We start from the raw sequence: 25,872 nt of genomic DNA, 5'->3' as shown, positions 1-25,872 counted from the left end.
TTCGAACTGATTAACGTTTCGCAGGCAAAGCACTTAACACCCGTTGGATTAAACCATCCAAGGACTTATCCTCAATCCAGCGGGCCACCAGCACGATATCATTTTCCGAATCCACGTAAATGGCATTTGTCCCATTACCAATATGCGCATAAGCACTCGCAGGCGCTGAAGGATATAATTTGCTATCCGTGTTTAAGAAATAATTCATAAAACCATATCCACGGTTGACCGCTCCCGGCGTCGTCGCTTTACGAATCCATTCTTCTGATAAAATTTGCTTGCCATTCCAATTTCCTTTTCGCAGAGTTAGGAGCCCCAGACGTGCCATATCGTAGGCATTGATAAACATCCCGCCGCCAAAATGGCCACCCCCACTCACAGATTGAATCAATTTTCCATCCACAACAATCCAAGCATTTATATAGCCCGTCCACGCCCAGGTATTGGACGCCCCGATCGGGTTCATGATCTGCTCACGCAACACTTCAGGTAATGGTTTTCGCCAAACCAAGGTAGCCGCCAATGCCAAAGCATTTACACGTGTGTCATTGTATTTGTAAACCGTGCCCGGCTCAAAACGCTTGCGGGTCAACCATTCCGCCGGCTTATCCGAAGGACGATCCGCCCAATCCGGCTTTCCCCATAAAACACCTTCCCAATCGCTGGTTTGACGCAATAAATGATCCCAAGTAATTTTCCGATTATGCTCCGTTTCAAACGGATAAAGGAAGGATGTTTTCGCAATCGGATTTTGATTTGCCTGAATGCCTTCGGAATTCAGTACCTCCACAGGCGGTAAATACCCGTGAACCTTATCATCCAAGGAAGCAATGAGGCCCTTGTCATAAGCCAAGCCCACCACCGACGAAACCATACTCTTTGTAACACTATGCGTCATTTCCACCGAAGAAGGGTTCCCCCATTCCGCGACGATGTATCCCTTATAAACGATAATTCCGGCCGCAGGACCTCGGTCAGCCATGGGCCCAATCGGATCCGAAAAAGGTTCCTTGCCATACTGCATCGCCTGTGAAAGCCATAAATTTTTCGGCAAGCTACTCTCATTGCTTTGGGCAAATCGAATCGCCTCGTTTAATTTCGCGGTATCTAATTGAAAATAGTCCGGGGCCTTATGCTCCCAGGATTTGGCAGATGGATAATAGAATTTCTGTGCATGCGCTGAAAAGACCAACCCCAAAAACAATAATAAAAGGCACTTATTCATACATTTCATTCGTTATCGACTCTCGTATAATTGATTAAATACCATCTTAAATGTATTGTGCGTCTGCGCTCTAAAAGTTACTTCAGGTCCATAGACGAACAAATTCCCTTTGCCTACTTTCGCTTGAAATGCCGCGATGCCATCTTCCAAATAGGTTTGGCCAAATGCCCATCCACTACGTAAGGTTTTCTCAGAAGCATACCAAGCCAATGGAATTAAACTGCCATGCGCAATGGCCTCCGCCGATAATTTAAAGACTGGACTCGCGCTGAAATAAACATCTGCTTTCGACGTCATACCCCAGTTGGCCTCCACCGCATCATCCACCGCAACTTGCATCACACTTCCTGGAATGTAAAATTTCTCACCCGGCAAATCGCGTTCCTTACCAGCCACAACTTCCACCAAGGCATTTTTTACGGGCAAATTCAGGTGATAGGCTAGATTTGAACTGGAACCGATCGTAATAATATCTCCCCCCTCTTCCAAGAATGCGCGTAAGGCAGGAATGGATTTGGCAACGGTAATTTTTCCCATGGTCGCGCGATATTCCTCAGGAATATCAGTTTCTACAGGTTCTTTAGACGTATTCTCGCCAGCTGTTTCAGGTTTTAGACCAGGAATTGCGCGGGTAACAAAGATGAGCGCGTCAAATTTAGCATGCAGATTTCCTTTGTCGATTTCTTTGGCGAAGACCAGTTTAAAATCAAAATGATGTTGTTCTAAAATCCAACGCAACCAACCTGAGGGCATTGACCCGCCATAGACATCCCACAAACCGATCCGCTTAGCTCCCAATTTTTTTGATGCCTGCTGAGGCATGTTTGCCAACGGTGAAATTTTCACGGTTGCTTTAGCAAGAATGGCTGCAACAGCCGTGCTATGTTTTAGCCAGAAAGATTCTTTGGTTTTAGTAACCTCGATTCCAGCTTTTAGCAGGTCGTTCAACAGGGTATATGACGCGTTATCCGAACTTGGGAAAGCATAATAATTAGCGGTTTCAAACGCCGGACTTGCCTGTTGGAGCTGACCATAAGGGATGGTTTCCAACGGGGCTGGCAGGTCGGTCAATATCCGATCAAACTGAATCCCCATGGTAAAGGCCGGTGTCCATCCCGCAGAATCATACGGACGAACGGGAGGGCCGCCTGGGTATTGAAAATCATTGGGATGATCTTGTGGCTCAAACATGTCGATGACATGCGGACGGAATGCTTGATTTGTCTTCACGACATACGAACCTTGTGGATAAGTTTTGCCGTTCACTTCAAAAGCCTTGGTCGCTTTCTCCACGCGAATACCGCTTTTAATCAAGATATTCACAAAGGCCAAACGTGTCGTCGATTGATCCGCCGTGATAATGTAAGCGCGCGCATCCCGCGTTTCCGGATTCTTATATACGACTGAAAATAAACTATCGCTTTTGGTCTTGAGATTGTTTCCCGCAATTCCCGTTAATTTTTCCACTTTATTCGGCGACAACGTCCAATAATCTTTAGACCCTAGTTCAATGGATTTACGGCCCATTTTATAAATATTCATCAACACTTCTTCCCGGTAACGCGTCGCATAATTCAGTACGGCATAGTTGAGCGATAACGAATAGTCGATGGAATTCTTGAAAAACCATTTGCGAGGTGTGATCGGAAAAGGCGTCGCTGAATTGGGAATCAAACGATTGGGCACCAAAGGGATATTTTGCGGCGTCGGGCTACCGATGATTTCTGTCAATAGGCCAATAATGTTATGGTAATAAGCCGTCGTACGTAATCCCCCGTTCCACCAAGTAGAGTAAACGGAACCGGACTTCATCGTGTAACCGGGTTTGTCCTCAGCATTTAAGCGCGAACTCATCGCGGCGCCAAGGGCGTCGATGCCGGTGACCAACAAAGGATCGTAGACATAATTAAATGGATCTCTATACGGAGGACCGGCTACAACTGTTCCTTCTGGACCTGTTTGATGGTGATTATATAGAATCTGCGGCATCCATTCGATGTATTGTTGGCGCGCCATATTCGCCGACTCGCTCATATTCATCATGTAGAAATCCCGGTTATTATCATGCCCGATGTATTTTTCATACAGCCGTGGCAAATGTTCCGTCGAGCGTTTCAGCGTGTCTTGTTGGCGCATATACCAGTTGGAGACCAACTCCTGTCCATCCGGGTTCGCGTGCACAAAGAGGATAATGGTATTTGCCAAAATACGTTTGGTTTCCTCATCGTTCCGAGTGGTGAATTGATAAATGGATTCGATCCATTGGTGAATACCTACCGTTTCTGTTGCATGCAATCCACCATCAATCCAAACAATGGCTTTGCCCTCTTTGGCCAAAGCTTTCGCTTCAGATTCGCTGAGGCGTTCCGCCCGAGCGAGGCGCTGAGAGATGGCTTTGTATTTTGCTAAGTTCTTGATGTTTTTAGGATCAGAAACGATGACCATGTATTGGTTTCTTCCCTCCTCCGTTTTCCCGATGGATTGTAATTTGACCCGAGGGGAAGCTTTGGCAACTTTCTGTAAATAGGATTCTGTTTGCGTAAATGTGGCTAGGTGATAATTATCCCCGATGGAAAAACCAAAATGCGATTGGGGACTAGGGACTTGAGCAAAAATAAGCTGAGTTACGAATAGAAATAGTAAAGTGATTTTTTTCATAGCGCTGATGTAGGTAAGTTTTAAAGATAGAAAAAAATGCGACAAATTCTTATGCCGACAATTCGTATAATTTTGATTCTTGGTGGTAATACGACTACCCAATACTTATACAAAACAAACTGCCCACAATAAGGCAGACGCTCATTGTAGGCAGTAGACACCTGTAGGAGGCTTTTTACAATTTATTCTTTGATGGCTTTGACAAATCCATCAAACCTCACCACTTTCCCATTTTCAAATCGGAAAGAATCTACCCAAGCCAATTTTTGAGTTTTCCCATCGGGAGTTTCCACATCGGCTTTATCCCAGATATTCACCCATTGATGACCATTTTCTCCGATGGTAGGAATAATGGCAACGATTTCATAATTCTTGAATTTTACTTGAGCAAAACTCTTTTGCATAAAATCGAGAATAGCCGCTTTGCCTTTGATCGTAGTCCCATCTTCATTGTGGAATACCGCTGTATCAGCGATAATTTCACCAGCCTTTTGGTAATCTTGTGCAAAAAGATCTTGATGAAATTTCTCCGCTAGTAAAGCATTATTGGGATCCCCTATTTTAAAGTTATCCGTGTAGGTAGGTTTGTAAATGTGAACAATAGCGTTTGCTGTTTCTTCTTTTTTTGCCTCTGTACATGCAAGCATAGTTGCTGCAGTAAGTAATGATAATACAATCTTTTTCATAGTTGAACGTATTTTTAAGGAAAATTAAAATTTCTTACTTCTTTTCAGCTGCAGCTTTTGCAGCTAATTCATCCATAATAAGTTTGGTATCATAAAAATGAATTTCCTTAGCCTCCTTATCATTTACCCACAAAATGGCCTCATGAACTGGAATCAAAATATCCTTCCCACTGTATTTCCCTTTGGCCGTAAAGATCGCCCATATATTCGTCCAAACTTCACCATTGTTTAAAGTCAACGTAGTCACACGTAAACTTCCGAAATTTGAATTCTCCCATAAGTTTTGATTGGAGAAAAAGTCAGCCAAATAGGCTTTTTTCCCAACCAAATCAGCCGTCGTATCGCTAGGATAATAAACTTGAATATTTTCGGCTAATTCGTCTCCCTTGAATGTGGAATCCTTGGTTTGATAAGCCTTGATTTGCGCATGGATAGATTTAGTTTTTTCATCTAAAGTGGTCATCGTTCCACCCAAGGAATCTGTTTCCGCGGCATCCGTTTTAACGGCTTCTGTTTTTTGTTGGCCACAAGCAAACAAAGCCGCAGCTACAACAACCATCATCATTAATTTTTTCATTGTTTTTGTTTTTTAAGTTTTTGAGTAATCCAACGAACTTAACCTGATGTATCAAAGATGACATCAGAAACAATGGAAAAATATGTTCCCAAATCTCAAATGGGAACAAAAAAAAGATAGGGGAAGTTAAGCCAGGTCGTATCAATAGCTAACGCGACGCCCTTAGACTCCCCCAAGAAATTAGCACCCATAATCACTGCCTTATCGATTTTCTCTGGATGTATCAAGGCTAATTCCAATGCGATATCTCCCCCATCGCTCCAGCCCACAAATTTGGCTTTCTTCACATGCAATTGATCCATAAATCCATTCACATCTAAGGCCATTTGTGCATAGGTCAGCTCCTTCAAATCACTATCCGTCGTTCTGCCTTGGGAACGCGAATCAACAGCAATAACACGGTATTTTTTTAGAAAAAGCAGCAATCATTCCGCCCATTGTTTCAATATTTCCATAGCCCCCATGCAATAATATCAAGGGCTCCCCTTTTCCATATATCTCATAATACATAGAAATGTCACCCACTTGAATTCGTTTACCCACAGCTGAATTTGATCCATAAGGAATCTGCGCTGCTAACGTCATTGTCAACAATAACAATACGGTTGTAAATAATGCTCTCATACTTATTTAATTAAACTCTTCATTACCCAGGACTTAAAATTCGTCCGAATGTTTGTTGGTGCAGTCGATGGCCGCTGGTATAATAACATAGCAATCAGCTCATGTATTGGATCAATAAAGAATATCGGACCCGTAGCCCCACTCCAATATATCGTACCGGCAGGGCGTGGGTCATTACCAATTTCCTTGCGTTTAATCGCATAACCAAAGGTAAAACCGTTGTTCTTTAAATCATCCGTGGGCGTAATTGCCGCCTCTAAATTCAACGGTGTTTGATCCGTTTTCATCATAGCAATCGTGGAAGGCTTCGCAATACGCACGCCATTCAACTCGCCATCTTGAACGACCATTTGGCAAAATTTAAAATAATCCAAGGCCGTCGAATGTAATCCACCGGATCCGGAATAATAGGTCTTAGAACCACTGATCCGAATACTTTTTTCTGAACCGGGATCGATTAAAACCAAACCTCCCTTGCCATCCGGCTGGTAATAGGACGTAAATCGTGGTGCATCTTTAGCTTCTAAGAAAAAATGTGTGTCCTTCATGCCGAGCGGATCCAGAATTCGTTTTTGTACAAAATCTTGAAATGGCATGCCACTGATCACTTCCACGATTCGTCCTGCGACTAATAAACCTGGACCATATATCCAGCCTTCACCGGGTTCATGTGTCAAAGGCAATTTGGCTAATTTCTTGACATAATTTTCGATATTACTGCTGTAGGCATTTTTCGTAATCGCAGCATATGCCTCGGGCATATTTCCCCCGTAAGCACTTGGTTGGCCCGTTGTGTGTGTCAACACATGACGAATCAACATGGGCTTTGTTGCTTCGCGTGTCTTAAACATCCACATGCCGTCAACGCTATCTTTCGATACTAAAACTTGTTGGGATGCAAACTCAGGCAAATACTTGCTCACGGGATCATTTGGCTTACATTTTCCGTCTTCCATCAGCAACAATAAAGCTAAAGTCGCGATCGGTTTCGTCATGGAAGCCAAACGAAAAATGGCATCTTTTTGCATGGGAACATGTGTCTCCATTTGAGACTCCCCTTTCGCCTCAAAATGAACAATTTTACCTTTGCGCGCGATCAAGGTTACTGCTCCGGCAATTTCTTTTTGTTGGATACTTTTTGAAACTTCTTGTTGAAATTCATCCAATACTTTTTGATCAAAACCCAATGCCTTCACTTCTGAAGGCTTTGCCACATCCGTCGTTACGAGCTTTGATTCAGCTGTTTTTATCCCTGCATACACGCCTTTTCTAAACTCATCCCCAAAATAGAATTGATAAGGATTAGGCGTACCCAAGGAACCTATTTGAGTCATGAAAATCCCAATGACTTCATCCTTAGGATTGATGAAAAAATGCGTGGAATTAGCCCCGCTCCAAAAGTATTCTCCCGCAGAAACATTCGGTTTATTGGCCACCATGGGATTTATCAAAATCCCAAAGCCCAAACCAAAACCATAACCTGGTTCTAGGTTTGTACTTCCATCCTCATCTAATGAAATGCCATTGGCAATTTTATAAATACGCGATGTTTGATCCGGTTTACGAGTGATTTCCGCTGTAACATCTGTCCGCATCAACTGCAAGGTCTCTTTTTTCAAAATTCGCTTCCCATGTAATTCTCCATGATGGTATAGCATTTTGGCAAAGGTCAAATAATCCTCCATCGTTCCCCACAAGGCATTTACACCGGCAAAAACGGTAACATTTTTGCGTGCAGGTTGCATGTTGGATCGAACCAAATTTTTTCCGTTTTGAAAATCATACACCACCATCGCCCGTTTTTCTTGGGCCTCATTTAAATTATAACCCATATCCTTCATCCCCAAGGGCTGAAAAATGGTCTTCTTCAGATAGGCATCTGTAGTTTCTCCTGTCAGCACCTCGATCAACCGAGAAGCCACATCTGGTCCAAATGAATAATTCCATTTCGTACCAGGCTGATATGACAACGGAATTTTAGCTAAGGCCGCAACCCTTTTCTCTATCGTTGTCAAACTTTGATCATATAAAATCGTATTCCAAATATCTCGATCCATCTTCACCTGTGTTATGCCATGCGACATACCCGAAGTATGACTGATCAACTGCCGGATTGTAATTCTGCTTTTCGCAGGAATCAAACTGCTTCTCATTCCCTGGTTCACATCTTGTACAACACTTAAGTTTTTAAATTCGGGTAAGTAATTCTCCACGGGGTCATCCAATGAGAACTTACCTTGTTCATAAAGTGTCATAAGCGCCACAGTGATCACGGGCTTGGACATCGATTGCAAGTAATATATTTCCTTGCCGGTCATGGGAACCTTATTTTCCGCATCTCGATCTCCATAAAATTTATTAAATACTACCTTGTTCTTATGGTAAACGAGGCCATGAACGCCTTTCAATTTATTGGCTTGCACCTCTTGTTTAAGAAATTGATTCAGCGATTCAAAATTTTGCGCAAGCGTAACTTGAACACAAAAAAGCAGGAGAAAAATTAGACGTAAGATCTTCATAAAATGAGTTAATTAGTTGCTAAATAGGTATCAATATGTGCTAATAAAGGATCGGATTTTTTCTTGATAATTTTAAGATTTAATATACTCAATTTTTGAATGGTACATTTATTCATCAAATACTTGAGGAGGACAGACTTCACATCTTCCGACAATCGTACATTTTTCAAGTCAGTTTCTATGGCTTGTTTATTTGCCGCATACAAGTTGGCATAGGCCGGAGAAAGATTAGCAATGTAATCAAGATCTGGTCGGTTCAGCCACTTCATCAATAAAGCAGGAGGCATCTTCTGCACTAAAAACTCCCAGAATAATTTACCTGCGGAACTCTCTTGATCAAAGGTTCTGAATTCAGCAAAGTCGGCATCTGTTTCGTAGGCGTTTATTTCTTCGATTAATTTCTTGTCTTTGATGTAGCGCAAAGAGCCTGAATTTTTCATCAATTCGAAAATGCGTTTGTCATTGGAAAAACGATAGACCATTAAATCGAGGGAGTTGGCAATGGTCTCGTTCGAGAGATTTTTATCTGCATAAAGCGAAAAATAAAGTTTCTCATTTTGGATTAACACGGGGGTCCCAAATTTCAAGACAGAGTCAATCGCTGTATTATTTCGTTTAATTTCTGTTTTGAATAATTCGAGGTACTCTTTGGCACGGTTATTTTCTATTTGATGTTCCCGGAAATTTTCGGCCAAAAAACCCAGTGTTACCGCCGCAAACAACATGATAAATTCCGTGATGTATTCATTCCACTTCTTAGGTGCGTGGGCATGGTGGTGTACTTCCATCGTATATTAATTTAGGTGGTAGGTTTTAATTAACATATTGTCCAGCTCTATTGCGGCACGCTTTAATTCCTTTGACCGACTGGCAATACCTAAGTTATTGTTGTGCACATACAAGGTTTTATTCAATAAATCGTTAAGTGCTTCAGGGCTATCATTAAATAAAGGAGGATTGCCCGTTGGCCTAGAAAAACGTGCTTCAATATTTCTTGATTGCCCATTTATCACCATATTTTTAAAAACTCGACCATCAAAAATCATTGCCATTTGTTGGCGGTAATTCATGAGTAAATCCTCCGTAAGTTTTTGCAATTCATCCATTTCCTCCACATTATTTTCATAGGCCTGAATCATTTTGATAACCTCTATATTCGAGATCAAGCGCAAGCCACCGGCATTTTTCAATTGCTGAAAACCATTTTTTGAATGATGGAAAAAGAATCGAATGGAGTTCAATCGTGCCAAATAATACAGGTCATTCGTTTGCTTAAAATCTCGATTGCTTAATAGATTCAGCAAGGTATCCTCTCGTTTTAACCTCGTTTGATAAATGGTCGAAACTGTATCTAAATTTTTAATATCATTCAATAAGTCTTCATGCACAATTTGAATAAATTTTACTTCTCGCTCCTTTTCAATGGCATGTTCACGTAGATTTTCTGCAAAAAAACCTAGCGTTACCGCTGCAAATAGCATGATAAATTCTGTGATGTATTCCGTCCATTTTTTGGGAATATGGCTGTGGTGGTGTACTTCCATGCTAGGGCAGATTATATTCGTTTTTAATTATTGCCATTAAGTTTTCGGTAGTTTGTAATGCCCGTTTATAGGATCGGATATCTTGTCGGGTTATCGTTTGTTGGCGAGCCAACAAATTTAAATACTCTCTCAAATGTGCCCGATTAATCCGCACAAAACCAGTTTGGGGTATATTATCTTGATTGTCATAGCCATTGTTTTTGATGTAAGCATCCAAAGAATCAAATGCATCTAAGATCTTTTCTTCTAACAAATTGATGTCGCGTGAATTCGTGACAAAGCGGTTATTGGAGGATTCAATTCGGATCCAGCGCATGTCGTAGACATCAATAGAATCAGTCACTCGTTTATTTTGGATTAAACGTAAGCCACCAGAATTTTTCAATTGACTTATCGTGGTTGTATTACGATACGAAATGATCTCCCAAGATACACGTTTAAAATGCTTGACAACCGAAACTGGGACTTGAGTAGCTTGGGGATTGTTTTTGAAAAACAAAAAGAGGGAATCCATTGCCTCCACGCGTTTTTGTTGGTATGGGATAGAGTTTTTTAAATTAGCCTGATCAATCTTCAAATCCGCCAATAACGATTCCATGTATTGACTTTCGCGATGTGATTCGATGTAATGTTCCCTGACGTTTTCTGCGAAAAAACCGAGTGTTACGGCTGTGAACAACATGAGGAATTCGACAAAATATTCTTTCCAATTTTTAGGCGCATGGTGGCCATGGTGTACTTCCATTTTTAATCCTGAATAGCTTGATAGGTTACAACTTTAAACTTTTCTAATAAATCAGCATCGGACATTGGCAACATATTGACCATCAATTGTCCTGTTATTTTTTCTACGGGATCAATCCAGTAAATCGAATAAAAAGCCCCTCCTCCAAAAAATGTACCTACAGAAGTTGGGGATTGCGCACTCGCCTTTTCCGTTGTGATGATAAATCCAAAACCCACTTTATTATTAGGTTGCTGTCCAGGCATGATGAATTCGACATCCCCTATTTGATTACTTCGCATGAGTTTAACACTTGCACGCGATAAAATGCGTTTCCCCTTATAGATACCGTCATTCAGCATCATTTGTAGAAATTGGGCATAATCCATCGCCGTACAAGAAAGACCCGCTCCACCCGAAAAATAGGTACCTTTAAAACTTGGATAAGCGGTATACAATCCCCCGAGCATGGATGTCTCCGTTGGCAACTTCACAATTCCGTTTGATGCAGAACTCGAATGCAACGGAACGATGCGCGACCAGTTTGAAGCAGGTTGGTAAAAGTAGGTATCATTCATTCCAAGCGGGTCAAAAATACGCGTCTTGAAAAATGAGGCTAAATCTTGACCACTTAATACTTCAACTAATCTGCCTAATACATCAATATTCAATCCATACGTCCATTTAGTACCTGGCTGATGCATCAATGGGATAGTACCTAACGTGTTTATTTGATCTGCAAGACGTATTTTGGGATTCGTCACACCGATTCCACCAACAACCCCAAACTTCCCATAAAGCGCACGTGCGGTATCATTTCCTATTTGCGCATATCCAATACCGGAAGTGTGTGTAAGTAAATCCCGAATGGTAACAGAACGTTTCGCAGGAATAGTCGTGTAACTTGTATCCGTAAAATTGAACGATGCAATTACCCGAGGCGATGCAAAGGAAGGCAAATACTTCTCGATCGGATCATCCAATAGTAGTTTACCTTCCTCATATAACTGCATGATAGCCGTAGCCGTTATTGCCTTCGTTTGAGAGGCAATTCGGAAGATCGCATCGCGTGGCATCGATTTTTGCGTTTCCACGTCAAAATAACCAAAAGCCTTGTGGTAAACTAGTTCATTATTCCGGTGAATAACAGCTACTGCGCCGTTAATAGTTTTGTTTTGAATATAGGTTTCAAGCATCCGATCTATTTGGGACAATCGAGCCGGATTCATATTCCCCTTATGAATAAATTCTTTCGTTTGGCCCAATAAGCCAAATGTAAGGCACATGCATGCCAACGTATAAAATCGATTTTTCACAGACTTAATAAGTATGATAAAACAAGTATCCAAATTGTCTAAAATGGATAGCATACTTCGTGAAAAGCCTGAGAAATTTGTCTAGTATTCAGATGACCTTGTCCAAAAAGATCTTAAATGGCCATTTCTTTCAAATAGAAACTAGGGTTGACACCAACATATTTTTTGAAAGCCGCATAAAACGTGGACCGATTAGAAAATCCACTTTGGTACATATAGGTCTCCAACGTAAATTGATCAAAAGAAGACCGCTGCTCTAAGAAATGATGAATGCGCAATCGATTGATAAATTCGACAAACGAAATTCCGTAATATTTTTTGATCAACTTAGGCAATTTTGAAATTGGTATTTCAAGTGCTTTTGCCATGGCCGACAAATCATATTCGGCAGATAAATAGGCTTTCGATTCTTTAACCTGCTTGTCTAAATTCATAGCAACCAAATCCATGTTGTAAGCAGGGATTATGTTCGGATAGATCTCTTGAATTGACGGGAAGGATTTTCCCTTCGGCAGTATACAGCCATCCATATTTTCCTGCACATTGGGCGTACTGATGAAATAGCTAAACAATAAAATTCCCAAGAGGCATTTGATTATTTGGGAAGGTGGATCAAAGGCGTTGTTAAGGAATAAATTGATGTATTGATATAATTGAAGCGCAAAGTAAATCGTCACTGCGGCGGCCAATAAATTTAACCAAGTCAAGGTCTGCTTATTGATATGGGCATACGTTTCACCCTGTTTCCTACGCGTCTTTTGAATCAAGACCAAGGTCAACCCACCATAAACGATACCAAAAACTATGGAAATAGGCTGCATAAATCCGGCAGGAATCCAGCCGACTGGTATAGAGATAAAATACTTATTGTTTACATAGTAATTATCCAAAACGGCCGTTTTCGCTTCTTCTGACAAGAATAAATCAGGCATTATACCAATGCTCATTAGAACAGGAACCGTAAAATGCAGGAACTGCCAAGATTTTAATTGGTTCGCAGGCAACAACATGCTCCGAACGTACAGGTAAAGTGTGGCCGGCAAAAAGATGCGGAAGATATTCGAGCTACGTAAAAGAAAGAGCATTTTATAAATATGCTTAGAAGTCAAGGCATATAAATAGAACTCCATGTAAACGAGTGCAAAAATGATGAAGATGAGTCCGTAAACCTTGGGGGATTTCCCAAAACGGAACAACAAGTAACATATAAAAAACAGCCCAATGCCACTCGTTAAAAATGACAAATAAGGTACAAAATCATACATAGTAAACTTGATAGGTAAGTTGGTAAAAGAAATTTAGACAAAAAATCCAAAAAACAGGACAAAGCAAAGACAAAAAAAATATCAAGCCAGCAGGCTTTGGTCTAATTTCGAACATTAAATAAAACCCCTTCTCAAGATGAAAAAACTACTTACCCTCTCGATTTTTTGCTTGCTAAGCGTAACGCTTTTTGGTCAAGCAAATACCACAAATTTCCAGTATTACAAAGTGAAACCCGGTCACCGTGGCGCTTTCAATGAGGCCCTCAAAAACCATACTGCAAAATTCCGCAAAGCAGGCACTCCCTATGCGTGGGCTATTTTCAACCTGGTAGGCGGAAGTCACCATGGAGAAGTGATGTCCCTGTATAACATCGGTACTTCTTGGGCTAAGCGGGATGAGTTAGGTTCCATGCCTGCAAACGCTGAAGCAGCCGATGACTTCTATCTGAAAGTTTCACCCCATATCGAGGCTGTGACCGGTGGTGAAATCATTACTTACCAAGCCGATTACAGCAATTCGAGCCCTGCCGAAAGATCAGCAAAAATCCGCTCGAATATCTTAACCTTGAAATATGCGCCGGCGCCCGAGTTTTGGGATGTGATGAAACGTTTACCAAAAGCTTGGGACAAAGCAGGAATCAAAATTGCCACCTACCAAACCTCCGGAGCAGCCCGCATCATTTTTTCCCGTCGCTTTCCGAACGGTTGGAAAGAATTGGATGAGCCTTCAAAATTGAAAGCATCCTATGAAGAAATCTATGGCAAAGGATCTTATGATCGAGACATCGCCATTTTACGTAATTACATCGTAGAAAACGAAACCGTTTACATGACGCTTCAACCTGATTTGTCATCTAAATAACATGCTTCAAATGGCCCGTTAATCGGGCCATTTACGCTTAAAAGACCCCCATGGAAGTTCATCACCCACATCACCCACCCAAAAGCATCAAAGACTATGCGAGCGAATTCATCGTTATTTTCGTTGCACTTACCCTAGGCTTTTTTGTTGAAAACCAGCGCGAACACTACATCGAGGGTATCCGCGAAAAAGAGTTAGCCCATAGCTTATACCTAGAAACCAAAGCTGATTCCATCGAATTAGCTGAAATCATTCCTTTTCGAATCAAAAAGGAATCTTACTTAAATGAACTTTATTTGACCTACCAAGGGGATGTGGATGACCCCTCCAAACAAAAACGCATTCAAGCCGCGCAATTCATCGGGGTAAATGCGAACTCACAAATATTGTTTGAACCACGAAGTGCGATATTGCGCCAACTCGAATCATCGGGCATGCTACGTTATTTTAAAGACATCGAGATACAAGAAGACCTTCTTAAAATCATCAATGATCAAGAGAAAATACGCATTCGGATGCAACGTGAAGCAGACGCCTATCACCAATTCGTACTTCCCAATTTTATCGATATTCAAAATGTGGATTTAATCCGAGCATTAACGCAAAATGGGAAAAACACTCGATCTCTCACGTTACTGGTGGAAGAATATTTGGCATCACCTAACTACTATCAGTTTCCTAAGATTAATCCAAGCCCCAGTTACCTGAAATCGCTTCGAAAATCTTTGGAATTCTATCGATTCTTACTTGCCTCAACGCGACACAATCAATTGAAAAAGTATCGTGAAATCAACACCAAATTATTGAACGATTTACGACGCGTCTATCACTTTGAATAAATACCTACATGGAAGTACACCACCACGCACACCCGCCTAAAAAAGTAAGTGAATATTTCACCGAATTCATCATGTTATTCGCCGCGGTAACGCTCGGATTTTTTGCCGAAAATTTACGCGAGCATCAAATCGAAAAACACCGCGAAATTCAATATTTAAAGAATATTCATTTGGACTTGGAACGAGATATGTCGGAGATCGACAAGATCGTTAAATACAACATCTTGAAACAAAAATTGGGCATCCAACTCGCTAATTTATATGCGAAAGGCTACCAATCCGACATCCCACAATTTTACTATTTAATCAAGTCACTCGCATTACGCAGCTATTTTCAGCATTCTAAAAACGGCATTGATCAATTGAAAAATGCGGGAGGTCTACGCCTGATTGAAAATGATGAAATCATCAAACAACTCCAATTGATTGAAATTCGCATCGCGAATATTGATGCCTTGCAAGAGAGCATGGACCAAAATTTACTTTATTTCCGAATGAAAACGGGATGTGTTTTGGATGCCTATACTGTATGGGAAATGAACCAAAAACAACTGTTAAATTATTCGCCCAATGGCTCTGAAAAACAACGCTATTTGAATCGTTTTGAATTGCCCGAAAATGCACGACCGTTGAAACACAACAATCCGGAAGATATCAATGAATTAGTGAATTTGGGAATTGCCCCCGTGAATTCGACACGGTATATCAATGGGCACTTGGGCCAATTAAAAGCCCAATGCATCGCTTTAAACAAGCTATTAATGGATACGTATGGTAGCGATTTCTAATCCCTCCGGCGACGGTAATAGATAACAACTACAACAATCAACGCGAAAATGATGGCTAATGGCATATCGTTTTTGATTTAATGAACGAAAGGTAATAAAAAATATACATGGAAGTACACCACCCCCATCACCCACCTAAAAGTCTCAAGGATTATGCCAGTGAATTCATCGTCATATTCGTCGCATTAACGCTCGGCTTCTTAGTGGAAAACCAACGCGAACATTACATCGAAGGTTTACGCGAAAAGGAATTAGCGCAATCTTTGTTGAAAGACCTCGCTGCGGACTCTGTCGACTTCAAAGAATTCCAAGAACTGAGAGTAATCGAACGACAATCGGTAAATCAGGCCATAAAAATCATTGAAACAAAAGGCCTAAAACCCAATGATCCAACACTCTATTATCACTTTATCCGCGGTGTTTTCATTTGGCGCCATCCGGAATTTAGACAAGCCAATTTGGACCAAATCATCAGTTCCGGCTCACTCCGTTATTTTAAAAACGACACCTTAGCCAAAGCTATTTCGGATTTGAAAATGCAACTAAAACGCATTGAATACCGACAAGACCGCGAAAAGGAATATTTCTATGCCAATATTCAACCTTGGGTGGTTAATCATTTAAATCTGGCGCATGTAGATGCACATCGAAATGGCTTAGCAAGGAGTAAAATGATGGCTTTGTTGGAGAAAAACCAAAGTTCTGCACCGGGACAACCCTTTTTTCTAGACACTAATCAGCCAGATTTAAATCACAAAACCGCCAATATGCTTCGTGGGAGCGACTGGCTCATGAATGTGACTGAAACAGGCTATTACAAGACCTACAAAGCGAAAAGTTACCAACTGCGTAAATTAATTGAATCTAATTTCCCCGAATCAAACTAACATGGAAGTACATCACCCCCATCACGCACCTAAGAATTGGAAAGAATATTTCAGCGAGTTTTTCATGCTTTTCATGGCAGTCACACTCGGGTTCTTCGTGGAAAATTACCGGGAACATGTCATCGAACGCGCACGAGAAAAAGAATTCCTGAGCCTAATTGCGAAAGACATCGAAATGGACATTGCGATGGTGGACTCCAATTTACATTACCGAAATATTCGCGCCGACATCAGTAAACAATTCACTAAAAACTTTACTGAAGATGAATACAAAAAAGACTCGGGGCCTTTCTATTATAACGGCAGGCGACTTCATGTCCGCTACTTATTCGAACGAACAGATGCCGGTTTCCAACTCATGAAAAATGCAGGAGGATTGCGCTTAATTCATAATCCGAAAATCATTCAAGCCATCCAACATTATGAAAACTCCATTTCGGCCATCGAGAAATTTCAGGAGGGGGAAATGAATTACCTACGTGAATATTCCAAAGCAAACGCAGAAGTCTTTGATGTAAAAGTCCTCATGAAATATGCAGGGAGCAATGTTAGCAACTACACGTCAAATCTTATTCCACAAGGAAATCCCCCGCTATTAACCTATGATCGAGCCAAAATCAATATCATGATGTCGCAGTTTTTTGCGATGGATAAAAGCAATTATGTCGTTATGTTCTTTGAAGAAAAACTCAAAAAAGAAGGACAAGATTTAATTAAACTGATTGAAACGGAATTATAAGATGAAAGTATTATTCGTTTGCCTAATCGCATGCTGTTCACACGTGATTTTTGCTCAGCATCCCAGCATCGTGTTGGATTCTATCCAATCCTCAATTTTGAAGGAATCCAGAACCTTTCGGATTTATTTACCCAAAGAAATTGTAGATAAAAAACCCAAACAAGAAAAATACCCGGTACTCTATGTCCTCGATGGAGACGACAATTATCTGCCCGTTTCAGGTATGGTAAACTACCTATCGGAAGTAAATGGAAATCGGATATTCCCTAAAATGATTGTCGTATTTATCAACAATACGAATCGGACGCGGGATTTAACGCCGTATCGCGTGAACGCCTCTGCCATGTTACCCAAAGCCATGGCCGATGTTACCGGAGGAGCCGAAAATTTCACCCAAGTCATCCAGCAAGAAATCATTCCCTACATCGAAAGCAAATATCCTAGCAGTGGATATCGCGCACTTTTTGGCCATAGTTTTGGTGGCATCTTCGCGCTTGCTGTTTTGCAGAAGCATCCCACATTATTTGATGATTATCTGGTGATGGACCCGAGTCTTTGGTATGATGAAGGTCGATTTTCAAAGGATGTATTACGAACAATACAAGCTAGAAAATATCAAAACAAATCGTTGTTTATCGGCCTGGCCAATACAACCTATGAACCAAGTCTAGCCAAAGTGCTTGCGAGCAAAGCTGCTTTTTCTGTTCACGAAAAAAGTATTATACGTTTCTGCCAACAACTTCATCGGTCTAAATCGATTCCATTTAACTATCAATATTATCCTCAAGACGACCACGGATCCATCCCGTTTGTTGGGATTTATGACGGCCTTCGCAAGATTTTCCGAGCGCATCAATTATCCTATTACGAAGTTGTTAACCCCAACTTTGATCCTGAAAAACGCATTACGGCCTATTACAAAAACTTATCGGCAAAGTTGAAAACCCCACTCCAAGTAAGGCCAGAGGAACTCGAATATTTCGATATGTTTTATGCAATAAACCAAGACCTCGCAGGTCAGAAAAAACTGCGTGACTATTATCAGCGGCTATACCCGAAGGAATATGCCAAGTTTACGGCCAAATAAATCAGTTCTCGGGAGCGGCAAATCCGCTTTTGGCTAATGCATCAAACAATTCCTTCACGCGCGAAATACCCTTCGGGTCATTGATGTCATAAAATCGATAAACTTCAAAATCGGTTTTATGGATCCCATTTTCTTGAATGGCTCCTTGGGATTTATATGCGGAGATAACCCAGTCGGCGACAATCTTATAACTCACTTTATCATTTTCTTTAAACCGAAAGGCACGATTCAAGGTAAATGTGGGCGATTGAGGATTGATTTTCGTTTCAGGAAATCCTTCGAGCTGGGTATAATCGATGGGTTTACTCGTCGCGCTCATGGGACTCCCCGCTATAATGATAGGCTTATGAGTCCCTTTAAATCGCTGAACAGCGCGTAAAGCCAAGATGACCGATGTTTTATGATGCCCATGCTGGCCAGCATGTGGCAACATCGTAATGACAAAATCATAATCGCGGTCGGCAAGTAATTTATCCAAACGCCTTTCCACATACGGAATCTCCCAGTTTTTTCCTGAAATATAGGGCTGTGGGTCGAGCGTGTACCAATCATCCGGCTGCTCCATGAAGTAGATATTCCGCACACCCATGATTTTACCGGCATCCAAAATTTCTTGTTTACGCAACATGGGTAAATGCGTACGCGCAACGAGGGAGTCTGTCAAATTCAAACCATAATAAAGGGCGCCCAATTGCGAATCCGCAAAGCCGCCACCCCCATCGGTCATAACGGCCATATCTACGATGCCTCTTAGTTCGTGGGTAATCTTGAACATGGTCACGGAAAAGCCCGTCTCATCGTCGGGGTGAGCGGTAACCACTAATACCTTAGGAGATTGGGCTAATAAGTTGGTCGATAAGAAAAGCGCAAGGAGCGTGAGGATTCGGAATGTTCGAGTCATGTAGGTTAAGGTCTAAGACATAGCGAGTTAACAGAAAAAAAAGAAATTAACAATATTGATTATCTTGCGGAAACCTATTTTTATGAAAACGATTCTTTTTTGCTTGCTTCTAGGGATAGCCCAAAGTTCATTGGGACAATCCCCCTTGTTAAAAGACCAAGTTTCTTTTCCGATTGGCGCCTCCATGAACCCTCGATTACTAGTTGAAAATGAAGCATACCTCAAACTAGCTTCCTCCGAATTCAACAGCGTCACCGCAGAAAACCACATGAAAATGATGTTGGTCCATCCAGAAGCGAATCGTTTTGATTTTAGCAAAGGAGATGAAATCGTCAGATTTGCGCAGGGCCAACAAAAACGGATGCACGGCCACACCTTGGTTTGGCATAATCAGGTACCCAAATGGATGCAGGATTTTACAGGCGATGAGAAAGCCTGGGAAGACATGTTGAAAAACCATATCCAAACAGTCGTAAAACATTATAAAGGTCAAGTCGCCGGTTGGGATGTTGTCAATGAATCTTTTCTAGACTATGGAAGTTTGAGGCCTACGATTTGGTCGAAAAACATTCCGGATTACATCGCGAAAAGCTTTCAATGGGCAAATGAAGCCGATCCCAATGCGACCTTGTTTTACAACGATTATGGCCAAGATGGGAAACCCAAAAAGATGCAAGCCATTTTGGATATGGTGCGTGACCTACAAGCGCGCCACATTCCCATTCATGGATTAGGGCTACAAATGCATATCAATATCAACGCAAAAAATGAAGATATTCAAGGGGTCATTGAGCAATCAACCGCAACTGGTCTTGCCATCCATTTTTCCGAATTAGATGTGGCGGTGAATCCCAAAAATGATTCCACATTTGTCTATGACGATGCTGCCAAATCAGCCCAATCAGAAAAACTGAAGCTCGTTTTTCAGGCCTACCGCGCCATACCCAAGAAGCAGCAATATGGCATCACGTTTTGGAACATAGGAGATCGCGACTCTTGGCTTCGAGGATATTTCAAAAGACCGAAGGAATATCCGCTCTTATTTGATGATCAATACAACCGAAAAGCAATCTAATCAACCCTTTTAGACAAATGAAAAATAAATCAACGACCCGTTGGGCGCTTCAAGCAACCTGCGGACTTCTCCTCACGGGAAGTGGACTCTCAATGGCGATCGACGCCGGAATAAGTAAATTACAAGGTGGCGAATGGTTTTGGTATGGAACGGGGGCGCTGGTGGTATTTCAGGCGGGATTGTGTTTAGTGATTGATTCGACTCGATTTAAATAACATTCCAAGCTTAATGGTTTCATAAAACTCGGCTGCGCATGAAATAATTATCTTATTTTTGCCAAAACATTTGCCCTTGAAAATCACCATCATCGGCGGAGGAGCCGCCGGTTTCTTTGCCGCCCTGTCTGCCAAATCCCATTTCCTTGATGCCCATGTTTGCATCCTAGAAAAGACGAGCAAGTTCCTCGGGAAGGTGAAAATATCCGGGGGTGGGCGATGCAATGTAACCAATGCGACTTTTAACAACCGTCTGCTTTCAGAGAATTACCCGCGCGGCGAGAAATTTCTCCGCAAAGCATTCGAGCAATTTAATGCCCAAGACACGGTCAACTGGTTCGAATCGCGCGGGGTGGCGCTAAAAACATACCCCGACAACTGTATCTTTCCCTTGTCCAACGAATCCCAAAGCATCATCGATTGCTTCCTGAACGAAGCACGAAAATTAGGGATCGAAATACAGACCAATCAATCCGTTGAGCATATAAGAAAAACCGACAAGGGTTTTGAAATTAAGAGCAATCAGGGAATTCATCTTGCGGACCGGGTAATTATTACGGTGGGGGGCCAACCGAAAAGCACGTGGTTTTCAGCCATCGAATCCTTTGGCCACAACATTATTCCTCCCGTACCTTCCTTGTTCACCTTCAACATGCCGCAAGAGCCTATCAAGGCACTCATGGGAGTCGTTGTTGAAAAAGCCCGCGTGCGCATCGAAGGCCAAAAGCTCTTGGGTATAGGACCCCTTCTCGTCACCCATTGGGGCATGAGCGGCCCAGCCATCTTGCAACTTTCCGCCTGGGGAGCTCGAATTTTGGCAGAAAAAGATTACTGCTGTTCTATTTTAGTTAATTGGCTCGATGAAATGAAGGAAGAGGCCCTCCGACAAGAATTTCTATCGATTCAAAAAATCCATGGCGCCAAAATGCTTCAAAATCATAACCCCTTCCCCATTCCTAATAGGCTGTGGATTTATCTCTTAGAAAAAAACGAAATCAAACCCGAATCGCGCTGGTTGGATTTGGCAGGAAAAAACACAAATAAGCTCATCAATACGCTGATCAATGACCGCTACGAGGTCAAAGGGAAGACGACTTTTAAAGAAGAATTTGTAACAGCAGGCGGTATCGATCTCGCAGAAATTGAGGTAAAAACCATGCAAAGTAAATTACTACCGGGACTCTTTTTTGCCGGTGAAGTTTGCGACATTGATGGCATCACGGGTGGGTTCAATTTTCAAGGCGCATGGACAACAGGCTTTATTGCGGGAAAATCATGTGGAATGCATGTTAATTAACTATCTTCGTAAAACGTTATCACATATTCATGCGCATCCTAATTCTATTGTTTGCTTGCCTTTTACTCAATGAAGCAAACGCACAAGAATTGGTTTTCGAAGTAGGAGGAAACTCCACCGAATACCAATACCAAAACCTCAATGGTACACTCGTCGACTACCTAAAACCCGCCACGGGCCTACACGTTCAACTCAAAAGAGAGAATGTCCTTTGGAAAATTTCCAAGCATTTAGGTGCGACGGAAAAAGACGAAAATCCGCTGTATGTTCCCACAATCAAATATGCGTTTGGCTTCACATATAATCAATACAATAGTGTAGGAAACACGCGAGGAATTGCGTTGAGCTATCAAGCCGACCATCTGGGTATAACGGGGGAAATAGGCCCTGAAATTCCGATCAATCAAGCAATCTCCTTGGACCTGAAAGGCATTGTGTCCGTAGCCAAAATGTGGAATGGAAATCAATATATCGCGAATCAGTACATGCCATTGGATGAGCAGCAACAATTTTCGAAGATTCGAATCTATGGCGGATATTCGATTGCCTTAGTGCACCATCTCAGCAAATTCGTCAGTGGATTTGTTAAATACCAATATTTGAGCTCAGTAAAGGAACCCGATTATCCGGTGAACCACTTACGCATTATCCCAACAACCATTTCATTGGGCATTAAAATCAATCCATAAGACCATCTATGTTGACCTATATACGCATTTTCTGTTTGTTCCTTTTGGCATTTTCCAGTTTGGCACAAAGCAAAAGTTTGAATTACCAAGCCGTTATTCTCAATCCGAATCCAATTGACGTACCTGGGAATACGATTTCTAACCTCCCTTATGGATCTAGTGATGTTTGTATCAAATTCAGTTTATTGGATCAAAGTGGCCAATTGGATTATCAAGAAGTACAATGCACGAAGTCGGATGCATATGGCTTAGTGAATCTGAATATTGGTGCTGGGAATAGCTCAAATACGGGAAAATACAGCAAATTTGATGCAATTGTTTGGGATGCAAATCCGAAGAAACTGAAAGTAGATGTTAGTTTTGACCAAGGGAAAACCTTTACGATGGTCAGCACGCAAGCACTGAATTATGCTGCTTATGCACTTTATGCGGAAAGCGTCGACTACCAAAATGTTCGCTCAGCACCTACAAAATTATCGCAGTTTACGGATGACATTCAAATTGCCTCAAAAAAGGACCTTGATCCCATCAAAGCAGATATCTTAAAGACCCAGCAAGATATTCAAAGCATTCAATCCTCAAATTCACAGACATCTACTCAAGTTGCCGTTATTAATCAATCAATCATTGCAATCAATAAGGTTAATGAGACACAAACGAATCGACTTGATTATTTAAATGCGCAAGTGGGAGAAACGAACATGGCCATCCAAAGTTTAGGATTAACCTATGAACGACTTCAAAACCGTTCACTTGATACAGAATTAGGTGGTAGAAATCCTCAAGATGGATTTTATCCAAGTCAACGTGCTGTTAAAACGTATATTGATGCCCAAACTACGGTACCGGCAACCAATTCAATTGCAGGTAAAATTACTTTGGCAGGAGATTTAGCTGGGCCATATTATGCACCCACAGTTCCCACTTTAACATTAAAAGAAAATCTGGCGAATAAAGCGGTGGCGGCCAACTTAGGTGCATCCGCTCCTAGCGATGTACTTTACCCAACCCAAAAGGCTGTAAAAACCTATGTAGATGCACAAACAACCCCCGAAGCAACAACTTTAATTCAAGGTAAATTGCAGCTTGCGGGTGATTTGGCAGGTACCGCCTCCGCTCCTACGGTACCCGCGTTAGCATTAAAAGAAAATCTAGCGAATAAAGCGGTGGCGGCCAACTTAGGTGCTTCTGCTCCTAGCGATGACCTTTACCCATCTCAAAAGGCGGTAAAAACCTACGTGGATGCACAGACTACGCCGAACGCTACAGTTAGTCTATTAGGTAAAATCCAGTTGGCAGGGGATTTGACCGGAACGGCAACGCTTCCTCGAATAGCTGCGAATGCCGTGAAATTTTCAAATCTGGCAGATAGCACCGTGACAACAAGTAAGATTGTAGACGCCAACGTGACCGATGCGAAAATCGTTTCTTTGCAAGCGTCGAAGTTGACCGGCAACATTTCCGTGGCAAATGGCGGAACAGGTGCGAGTACACTCACCGGTTTGGTTCGTGGCAATGGCACGGGGGCATTTAGCGCTGCAAGTTATGGTAGCTTTTATGATCTAACGAATCAAACGGCTGCTCTGGCAGATTCAGCAGTAGCCATGAAGTTGAGCAATACCGATTTTGCTGCCGGCGTAACTGTTCAGAATAATTCGCAGTTGCGATTTACCAATGCTGGAATTTACAACATCCAATTCTCTGCGCAAGTTGACCGAAGCGCAGGAACTACCATCTAAGCCATCAAAATATGGTTACGAAAAAATGGGGTAGATGTCCCCGCATCATTGACTGAAATGATTATTTCTGGGGGAGTTAGTACTGCTGCGGTTGTCGCATCGTGGAATTTCTTCCAAAATCTTGCCGCAGGTGATCAAGTGGAACTTATGTGGAGCGTATCAAATCCTCAGATTTACATCGCCTACACGCCTTCAACAAGCATTCCGAGAAGGCCTGCGATACCTTCACTGATCGTCACAGTGAATCAAGTATATTAAAAAAAAGCCCGCCGGAATGGACTGAACCCCAAAAGTTGGACAAAGTTAGTAATTAATTATTATTGTGATGAGCTCGGTATTGCACCGGGCTCATTCCGTTTAAATTGAGTTTGATTCTTTCATAATTGTAGTATTTGATATATTCATTGATTTCTTTCTTTAGTTGTTTTATTGACTCATATTTGTTCAGGTAAAACAGTTCCGATTTTAGTGTTCCAAAGAAGTTTTCCATGACTGCATTATCCAAGCAGTTTCCTTTTCTAGACATGCTTTGTTGGATTCCATTGTCTTTCAAAACACTTTGATACTGCTTCATTTGGTATTGCCATCCTTGATCCGAGTGCATCAGAAGGGCTGTTGACTTTGACTTCTTTTTCACTGCCTTTGTTAGCATATTCATGACATTTTTAAAATCAGGTCGTTCTGATATGTCGTAGGAGACGATTTCTTGATTGTATAAGTCCAATACAGGCGACAAGTATAGCTTCCTTCCTAATACATTAAACTCTGTTACATCGGTTGTCCATTTTTGATTAGGAGCCATTGCTTTAAAAGCCCTGTTTAAAATATTGGGCGCTATTTTACCTTGCTCTCCTTTGTAGGATTTATATTTCTTCCTTCTAATCAAGCTCTTTAATTTCAAGCATGTCATTAGTCGATGAACAGTCTTGTGATTAATTAGGTGGCCAGCTTGACGCAGTAGAATGGTTATACGACGATAACCCAATCTGCCCTTATGGTGATGATAGATCAGTTCAATTTCTTGCTTTAGCTTCGAGTACTTGTCTTCGGTCCCTTGTTTTGAATAATAATAAAAACAACTCCTTGCCATTTTTACACAAGTAAGCAATACTGCTAACCTGTGCTTATGCCTTAGTTCACTTACGGCTTGCGCTTTTTGTCTGCTTGAACTAAGGCTTGAAGCTTTTTTAGTAAGTCATTTTCAGCCCTTAAGTATTCGTTTTCCTTAAGTAATTCTTCTTCTCTTGTTAGAGGCTTCTGGGCTTTCTTTGCGATGGGTTTGATGGAATTTGACATCTTAGCTGGTCGTCCTTTAGGTTTAGAATTCAAGCCCGCTACACCCTCTATTTCATATACCTTTTTCCACTTGATAATTGTCGATTCACTTGGGATATTGAATCGTGCACAGGCTCCCCGTAAAGATAGAAATTCCTTTTCAATAGACTGAAGCACCATGAGCTTAAAAGATGGGGTGTAGAATTGGTATTTTCTTTCTTTCAGCCCATCCTTGCCATATCGTTCATAGAAACGATACCAAAGGCGTAAATTAGTGATGTTAACTCCTTTTTTTTGAGCAACTGTTCGTATCGAGCAGTTGTCTTTGATTACGGCTTCAA

25 protein-coding genes and 1 pseudogene are annotated in these 25,872 nt (G+C 41.6%); 12 read left to right on the top strand and 14 right to left on the bottom strand.

Annotation, left to right across the window (positions count from 1 at the left end):
- Positions 1-10 precede the first annotated feature (10 nt).
- The 12 genes from SKC38_RS11450 to SKC38_RS11395 all read right to left on the bottom strand — a co-directional run bounded on the left by SKC38_RS11450 (position 11) and on the right by SKC38_RS11395 (position 13,138).
- Complete coding sequence (locus SKC38_RS11450) at positions 11-1,225, bottom strand: serine hydrolase domain-containing protein (protein WP_377977284.1); 1,215 nt, start codon at positions 1,223-1,225, stop codon at positions 11-13.
- Positions 1,226-1,237: 12 nt separating this feature from the next.
- Positions 1,238-3,883: a M14 family metallopeptidase gene (locus SKC38_RS11445; RefSeq protein ID WP_377977283.1), complete on the bottom strand. Its 2,646-nt coding sequence runs from the start codon at positions 3,881-3,883 to the stop codon at positions 1,238-1,240.
- 182 nt (positions 3,884-4,065) lie between these two features.
- A complete protein-coding gene (locus tag SKC38_RS11440; RefSeq protein WP_377977282.1) occupies positions 4,066-4,569 on the bottom strand; it encodes a nuclear transport factor 2 family protein in 504 nt (167 codons plus the stop codon).
- Positions 4,570-4,603: 34 nt separating this feature from the next.
- Complete coding sequence (locus tag SKC38_RS11435) at positions 4,604-5,146, bottom strand: hypothetical protein (protein WP_377977281.1); 543 nt, start codon at positions 5,144-5,146, stop codon at positions 4,604-4,606.
- 95 nt (positions 5,147-5,241) lie between these two features.
- Complete coding sequence (locus SKC38_RS11430) at positions 5,242-5,571, bottom strand: alpha/beta fold hydrolase (RefSeq protein WP_377977280.1); 330 nt, start codon at positions 5,569-5,571, stop codon at positions 5,242-5,244.
- Positions 5,531-5,770 (bottom strand): alpha/beta fold hydrolase, encoded by a 240-nt coding sequence (locus tag SKC38_RS11425; protein ID WP_377977279.1) that lies wholly within the window; start codon positions 5,768-5,770, stop codon positions 5,531-5,533. Before SKC38_RS11425 ends, SKC38_RS11430 begins: the two co-directional genes overlap by 41 nt.
- Before the next feature lie 2 nt (positions 5,771-5,772).
- Entirely contained in the window at positions 5,773-8,289 is a 2,517-nt protein-coding gene (locus SKC38_RS11420) for a serine hydrolase domain-containing protein (protein WP_377977278.1), read from the bottom strand.
- An 8-nt stretch (positions 8,290-8,297) separates the two neighbouring features.
- The gene (locus SKC38_RS11415; protein WP_377977277.1) at positions 8,298-9,077 is read right to left on the bottom strand and encodes a hypothetical protein; all 780 of its coding nucleotides are present in this window, start codon (positions 9,075-9,077) and stop codon (positions 8,298-8,300) included.
- A gap of 6 nt (positions 9,078-9,083) precedes the next feature.
- Positions 9,084-9,833: a hypothetical protein gene (locus SKC38_RS11410; RefSeq protein WP_377977276.1), complete on the bottom strand. Its 750-nt coding sequence runs from the start codon at positions 9,831-9,833 to the stop codon at positions 9,084-9,086.
- A gap of 1 nt (position 9,834) precedes the next feature.
- Positions 9,835-10,578 (bottom strand): hypothetical protein, encoded by a 744-nt coding sequence (locus tag SKC38_RS11405; protein ID WP_377977275.1) that lies wholly within the window; start codon positions 10,576-10,578, stop codon positions 9,835-9,837.
- Positions 10,579-10,580: 2 nt separating this feature from the next.
- Positions 10,581-11,873 carry a serine hydrolase domain-containing protein gene (locus tag SKC38_RS11400; protein ID WP_377977274.1) on the bottom strand — a complete coding sequence of 431 codons (1,293 nt, stop codon included), beginning with the start codon at positions 11,871-11,873 and terminating at the stop codon, positions 10,581-10,583.
- Positions 11,874-11,986: 113 nt separating this feature from the next.
- Positions 11,987-13,138, bottom strand: a complete 1,152-nt coding sequence (locus tag SKC38_RS11395; protein ID WP_377977273.1) for a helix-turn-helix domain-containing protein — start codon at positions 13,136-13,138, stop codon at positions 11,987-11,989.
- A gap of 136 nt (positions 13,139-13,274) precedes the next feature.
- On the opposite strand from SKC38_RS11395, the gene SKC38_RS11390 reads away from it, so the two are divergent.
- The 6 genes from SKC38_RS11390 (at position 13,275) to SKC38_RS11365 (ending at position 18,340) form a co-directional block, all read left to right on the top strand.
- Complete coding sequence (locus tag SKC38_RS11390; protein ID WP_377977272.1) at positions 13,275-14,000, top strand: hypothetical protein; 726 nt, start codon at positions 13,275-13,277, stop codon at positions 13,998-14,000.
- A gap of 50 nt (positions 14,001-14,050) precedes the next feature.
- On the top strand, positions 14,051-14,839 hold the full coding sequence (locus tag SKC38_RS11385) for a hypothetical protein (RefSeq protein ID WP_377977271.1): 789 nt from the start codon (positions 14,051-14,053) through the stop codon (positions 14,837-14,839).
- A gap of 8 nt (positions 14,840-14,847) precedes the next feature.
- Positions 14,848-15,627, top strand: a complete 780-nt coding sequence (locus SKC38_RS11380) for a hypothetical protein (protein WP_377977270.1) — start codon at positions 14,848-14,850, stop codon at positions 15,625-15,627.
- A 107-nt stretch (positions 15,628-15,734) separates the two neighbouring features.
- Complete coding sequence (locus tag SKC38_RS11375) at positions 15,735-16,514, top strand: hypothetical protein (RefSeq protein WP_377977269.1); 780 nt, start codon at positions 15,735-15,737, stop codon at positions 16,512-16,514.
- A 1-nt stretch (position 16,515) separates the two neighbouring features.
- Positions 16,516-17,253, top strand: a complete 738-nt coding sequence (locus tag SKC38_RS11370) for a hypothetical protein (RefSeq protein WP_377977268.1) — start codon at positions 16,516-16,518, stop codon at positions 17,251-17,253.
- 1 nt (position 17,254) lies between these two features.
- Complete coding sequence (locus tag SKC38_RS11365) at positions 17,255-18,340, top strand: alpha/beta hydrolase (RefSeq protein ID WP_377977267.1); 1,086 nt, start codon at positions 17,255-17,257, stop codon at positions 18,338-18,340.
- A gap of 1 nt (position 18,341) precedes the next feature.
- On the opposite strand, the gene SKC38_RS11360 is transcribed toward SKC38_RS11365, so the two are convergent.
- Positions 18,342-19,241 carry a PIG-L family deacetylase gene (locus tag SKC38_RS11360; protein WP_377977266.1) on the bottom strand — a complete coding sequence of 300 codons (900 nt, stop codon included), beginning with the start codon at positions 19,239-19,241 and terminating at the stop codon, positions 18,342-18,344.
- Between the two features lie 82 nt (positions 19,242-19,323).
- Here SKC38_RS11360 and SKC38_RS11355 point away from each other — a divergent pair, with 82 nt between their 5' ends.
- From SKC38_RS11355 to SKC38_RS11330, 6 genes are all read left to right on the top strand, one after another.
- Entirely contained in the window at positions 19,324-20,316 is a 993-nt protein-coding gene (locus SKC38_RS11355) for an endo-1,4-beta-xylanase (RefSeq protein ID WP_377977265.1), read from the top strand.
- A gap of 17 nt (positions 20,317-20,333) precedes the next feature.
- A complete protein-coding gene (locus SKC38_RS11350) occupies positions 20,334-20,531 on the top strand; it encodes a hypothetical protein (protein ID WP_377977264.1) in 198 nt (65 codons plus the stop codon).
- A 76-nt stretch (positions 20,532-20,607) separates the two neighbouring features.
- Positions 20,608-21,828 carry a BaiN/RdsA family NAD(P)/FAD-dependent oxidoreductase gene (locus SKC38_RS11345; RefSeq protein ID WP_377977263.1) on the top strand — a complete coding sequence of 407 codons (1,221 nt, stop codon included), beginning with the start codon at positions 20,608-20,610 and terminating at the stop codon, positions 21,826-21,828.
- Between the two features lie 29 nt (positions 21,829-21,857).
- Positions 21,858-22,517, top strand: a complete 660-nt coding sequence (locus SKC38_RS11340; RefSeq protein ID WP_377977262.1) for a hypothetical protein — start codon at positions 21,858-21,860, stop codon at positions 22,515-22,517.
- Positions 22,518-22,525: 8 nt separating this feature from the next.
- A complete protein-coding gene (locus tag SKC38_RS11335; RefSeq protein ID WP_377977261.1) occupies positions 22,526-24,256 on the top strand; it encodes a hypothetical protein in 1,731 nt (576 codons plus the stop codon).
- A gap of 57 nt (positions 24,257-24,313) precedes the next feature.
- Positions 24,314-24,514: a hypothetical protein gene (locus SKC38_RS11330; RefSeq protein WP_377977260.1), complete on the top strand. Its 201-nt coding sequence runs from the start codon at positions 24,314-24,316 to the stop codon at positions 24,512-24,514.
- A 52-nt stretch (positions 24,515-24,566) separates the two neighbouring features.
- Here the strand turns inward: SKC38_RS11330 and SKC38_RS11325 are convergent.
- Positions 24,567-25,872 (bottom strand): annotated as a pseudogene (locus SKC38_RS11325) (IS3 family transposase); the annotation flags it as partial.

Origin of the sequence: Aquirufa echingensis, from assembly GCF_042714525.1 — a bacterium.
Classification (GTDB): Bacteria; Bacteroidota; Bacteroidia; order Cytophagales; family Spirosomataceae; genus Aquirufa; species Aquirufa echingensis.
Note: the sequence above shows the minus strand (reverse complement) of the source record. Positions and strands in the feature narration are given on the sequence as shown.

Bases quoted from the DNA above. Each gene is read 5' to 3' on its own strand.
- SKC38_RS11450 (WP_377977284.1), bottom strand. From the start codon at position 1,225: ATGAATAAGTGCCTTTTATTATTGTTTTTGGGGTTGGTCTTTTCAGCG.
- SKC38_RS11445 (WP_377977283.1), bottom strand. From the start codon at position 3,883: ATGAAAAAAATCACTTTACTATTTCTATTCGTAACTCAGCTTATTTTT.
- SKC38_RS11440 (WP_377977282.1), bottom strand. From the start codon at position 4,569: ATGAAAAAGATTGTATTATCATTACTTACTGCAGCAACTATGCTTGCA.
- SKC38_RS11435 (WP_377977281.1), bottom strand. From the start codon at position 5,146: ATGAAAAAATTAATGATGATGGTTGTTGTAGCTGCGGCTTTGTTTGCT.
- SKC38_RS11425 (WP_377977279.1), bottom strand. From the start codon at position 5,770: ATGAGAGCATTATTTACAACCGTATTGTTATTGTTGACAATGACGTTA.
- SKC38_RS11420 (WP_377977278.1), bottom strand. From the start codon at position 8,289: ATGAAGATCTTACGTCTAATTTTTCTCCTGCTTTTTTGTGTTCAAGTT.
- SKC38_RS11415 (WP_377977277.1), bottom strand. From the start codon at position 9,077: ATGGAAGTACACCACCATGCCCACGCACCTAAGAAGTGGAATGAATAC.
- SKC38_RS11410 (WP_377977276.1), bottom strand. From the start codon at position 9,833: ATGGAAGTACACCACCACAGCCATATTCCCAAAAAATGGACGGAATAC.
- SKC38_RS11405 (WP_377977275.1), bottom strand. From the start codon at position 10,578: ATGGAAGTACACCATGGCCACCATGCGCCTAAAAATTGGAAAGAATAT.
- SKC38_RS11395 (WP_377977273.1), bottom strand. From the start codon at position 13,138: ATGTATGATTTTGTACCTTATTTGTCATTTTTAACGAGTGGCATTGGG.
- SKC38_RS11390 (WP_377977272.1), top strand. From the start codon at position 13,275: ATGAAAAAACTACTTACCCTCTCGATTTTTTGCTTGCTAAGCGTAACG.
- SKC38_RS11385 (WP_377977271.1), top strand. From the start codon at position 14,051: ATGGAAGTTCATCACCCACATCACCCACCCAAAAGCATCAAAGACTAT.
- SKC38_RS11380 (WP_377977270.1), top strand. From the start codon at position 14,848: ATGGAAGTACACCACCACGCACACCCGCCTAAAAAAGTAAGTGAATAT.
- SKC38_RS11375 (WP_377977269.1), top strand. From the start codon at position 15,735: ATGGAAGTACACCACCCCCATCACCCACCTAAAAGTCTCAAGGATTAT.
- SKC38_RS11370 (WP_377977268.1), top strand. From the start codon at position 16,516: ATGGAAGTACATCACCCCCATCACGCACCTAAGAATTGGAAAGAATAT.
- SKC38_RS11365 (WP_377977267.1), top strand. From the start codon at position 17,255: ATGAAAGTATTATTCGTTTGCCTAATCGCATGCTGTTCACACGTGATT.
- SKC38_RS11360 (WP_377977266.1), bottom strand. From the start codon at position 19,241: ATGACTCGAACATTCCGAATCCTCACGCTCCTTGCGCTTTTCTTATCG.
- SKC38_RS11355 (WP_377977265.1), top strand. From the start codon at position 19,324: ATGAAAACGATTCTTTTTTGCTTGCTTCTAGGGATAGCCCAAAGTTCA.
- SKC38_RS11350 (WP_377977264.1), top strand. From the start codon at position 20,334: ATGAAAAATAAATCAACGACCCGTTGGGCGCTTCAAGCAACCTGCGGA.
- SKC38_RS11340 (WP_377977262.1), top strand. From the start codon at position 21,858: ATGCGCATCCTAATTCTATTGTTTGCTTGCCTTTTACTCAATGAAGCA.
- SKC38_RS11335 (WP_377977261.1), top strand. From the start codon at position 22,526: ATGTTGACCTATATACGCATTTTCTGTTTGTTCCTTTTGGCATTTTCC.
- SKC38_RS11330 (WP_377977260.1), top strand. From the start codon at position 24,314: ATGATTATTTCTGGGGGAGTTAGTACTGCTGCGGTTGTCGCATCGTGG.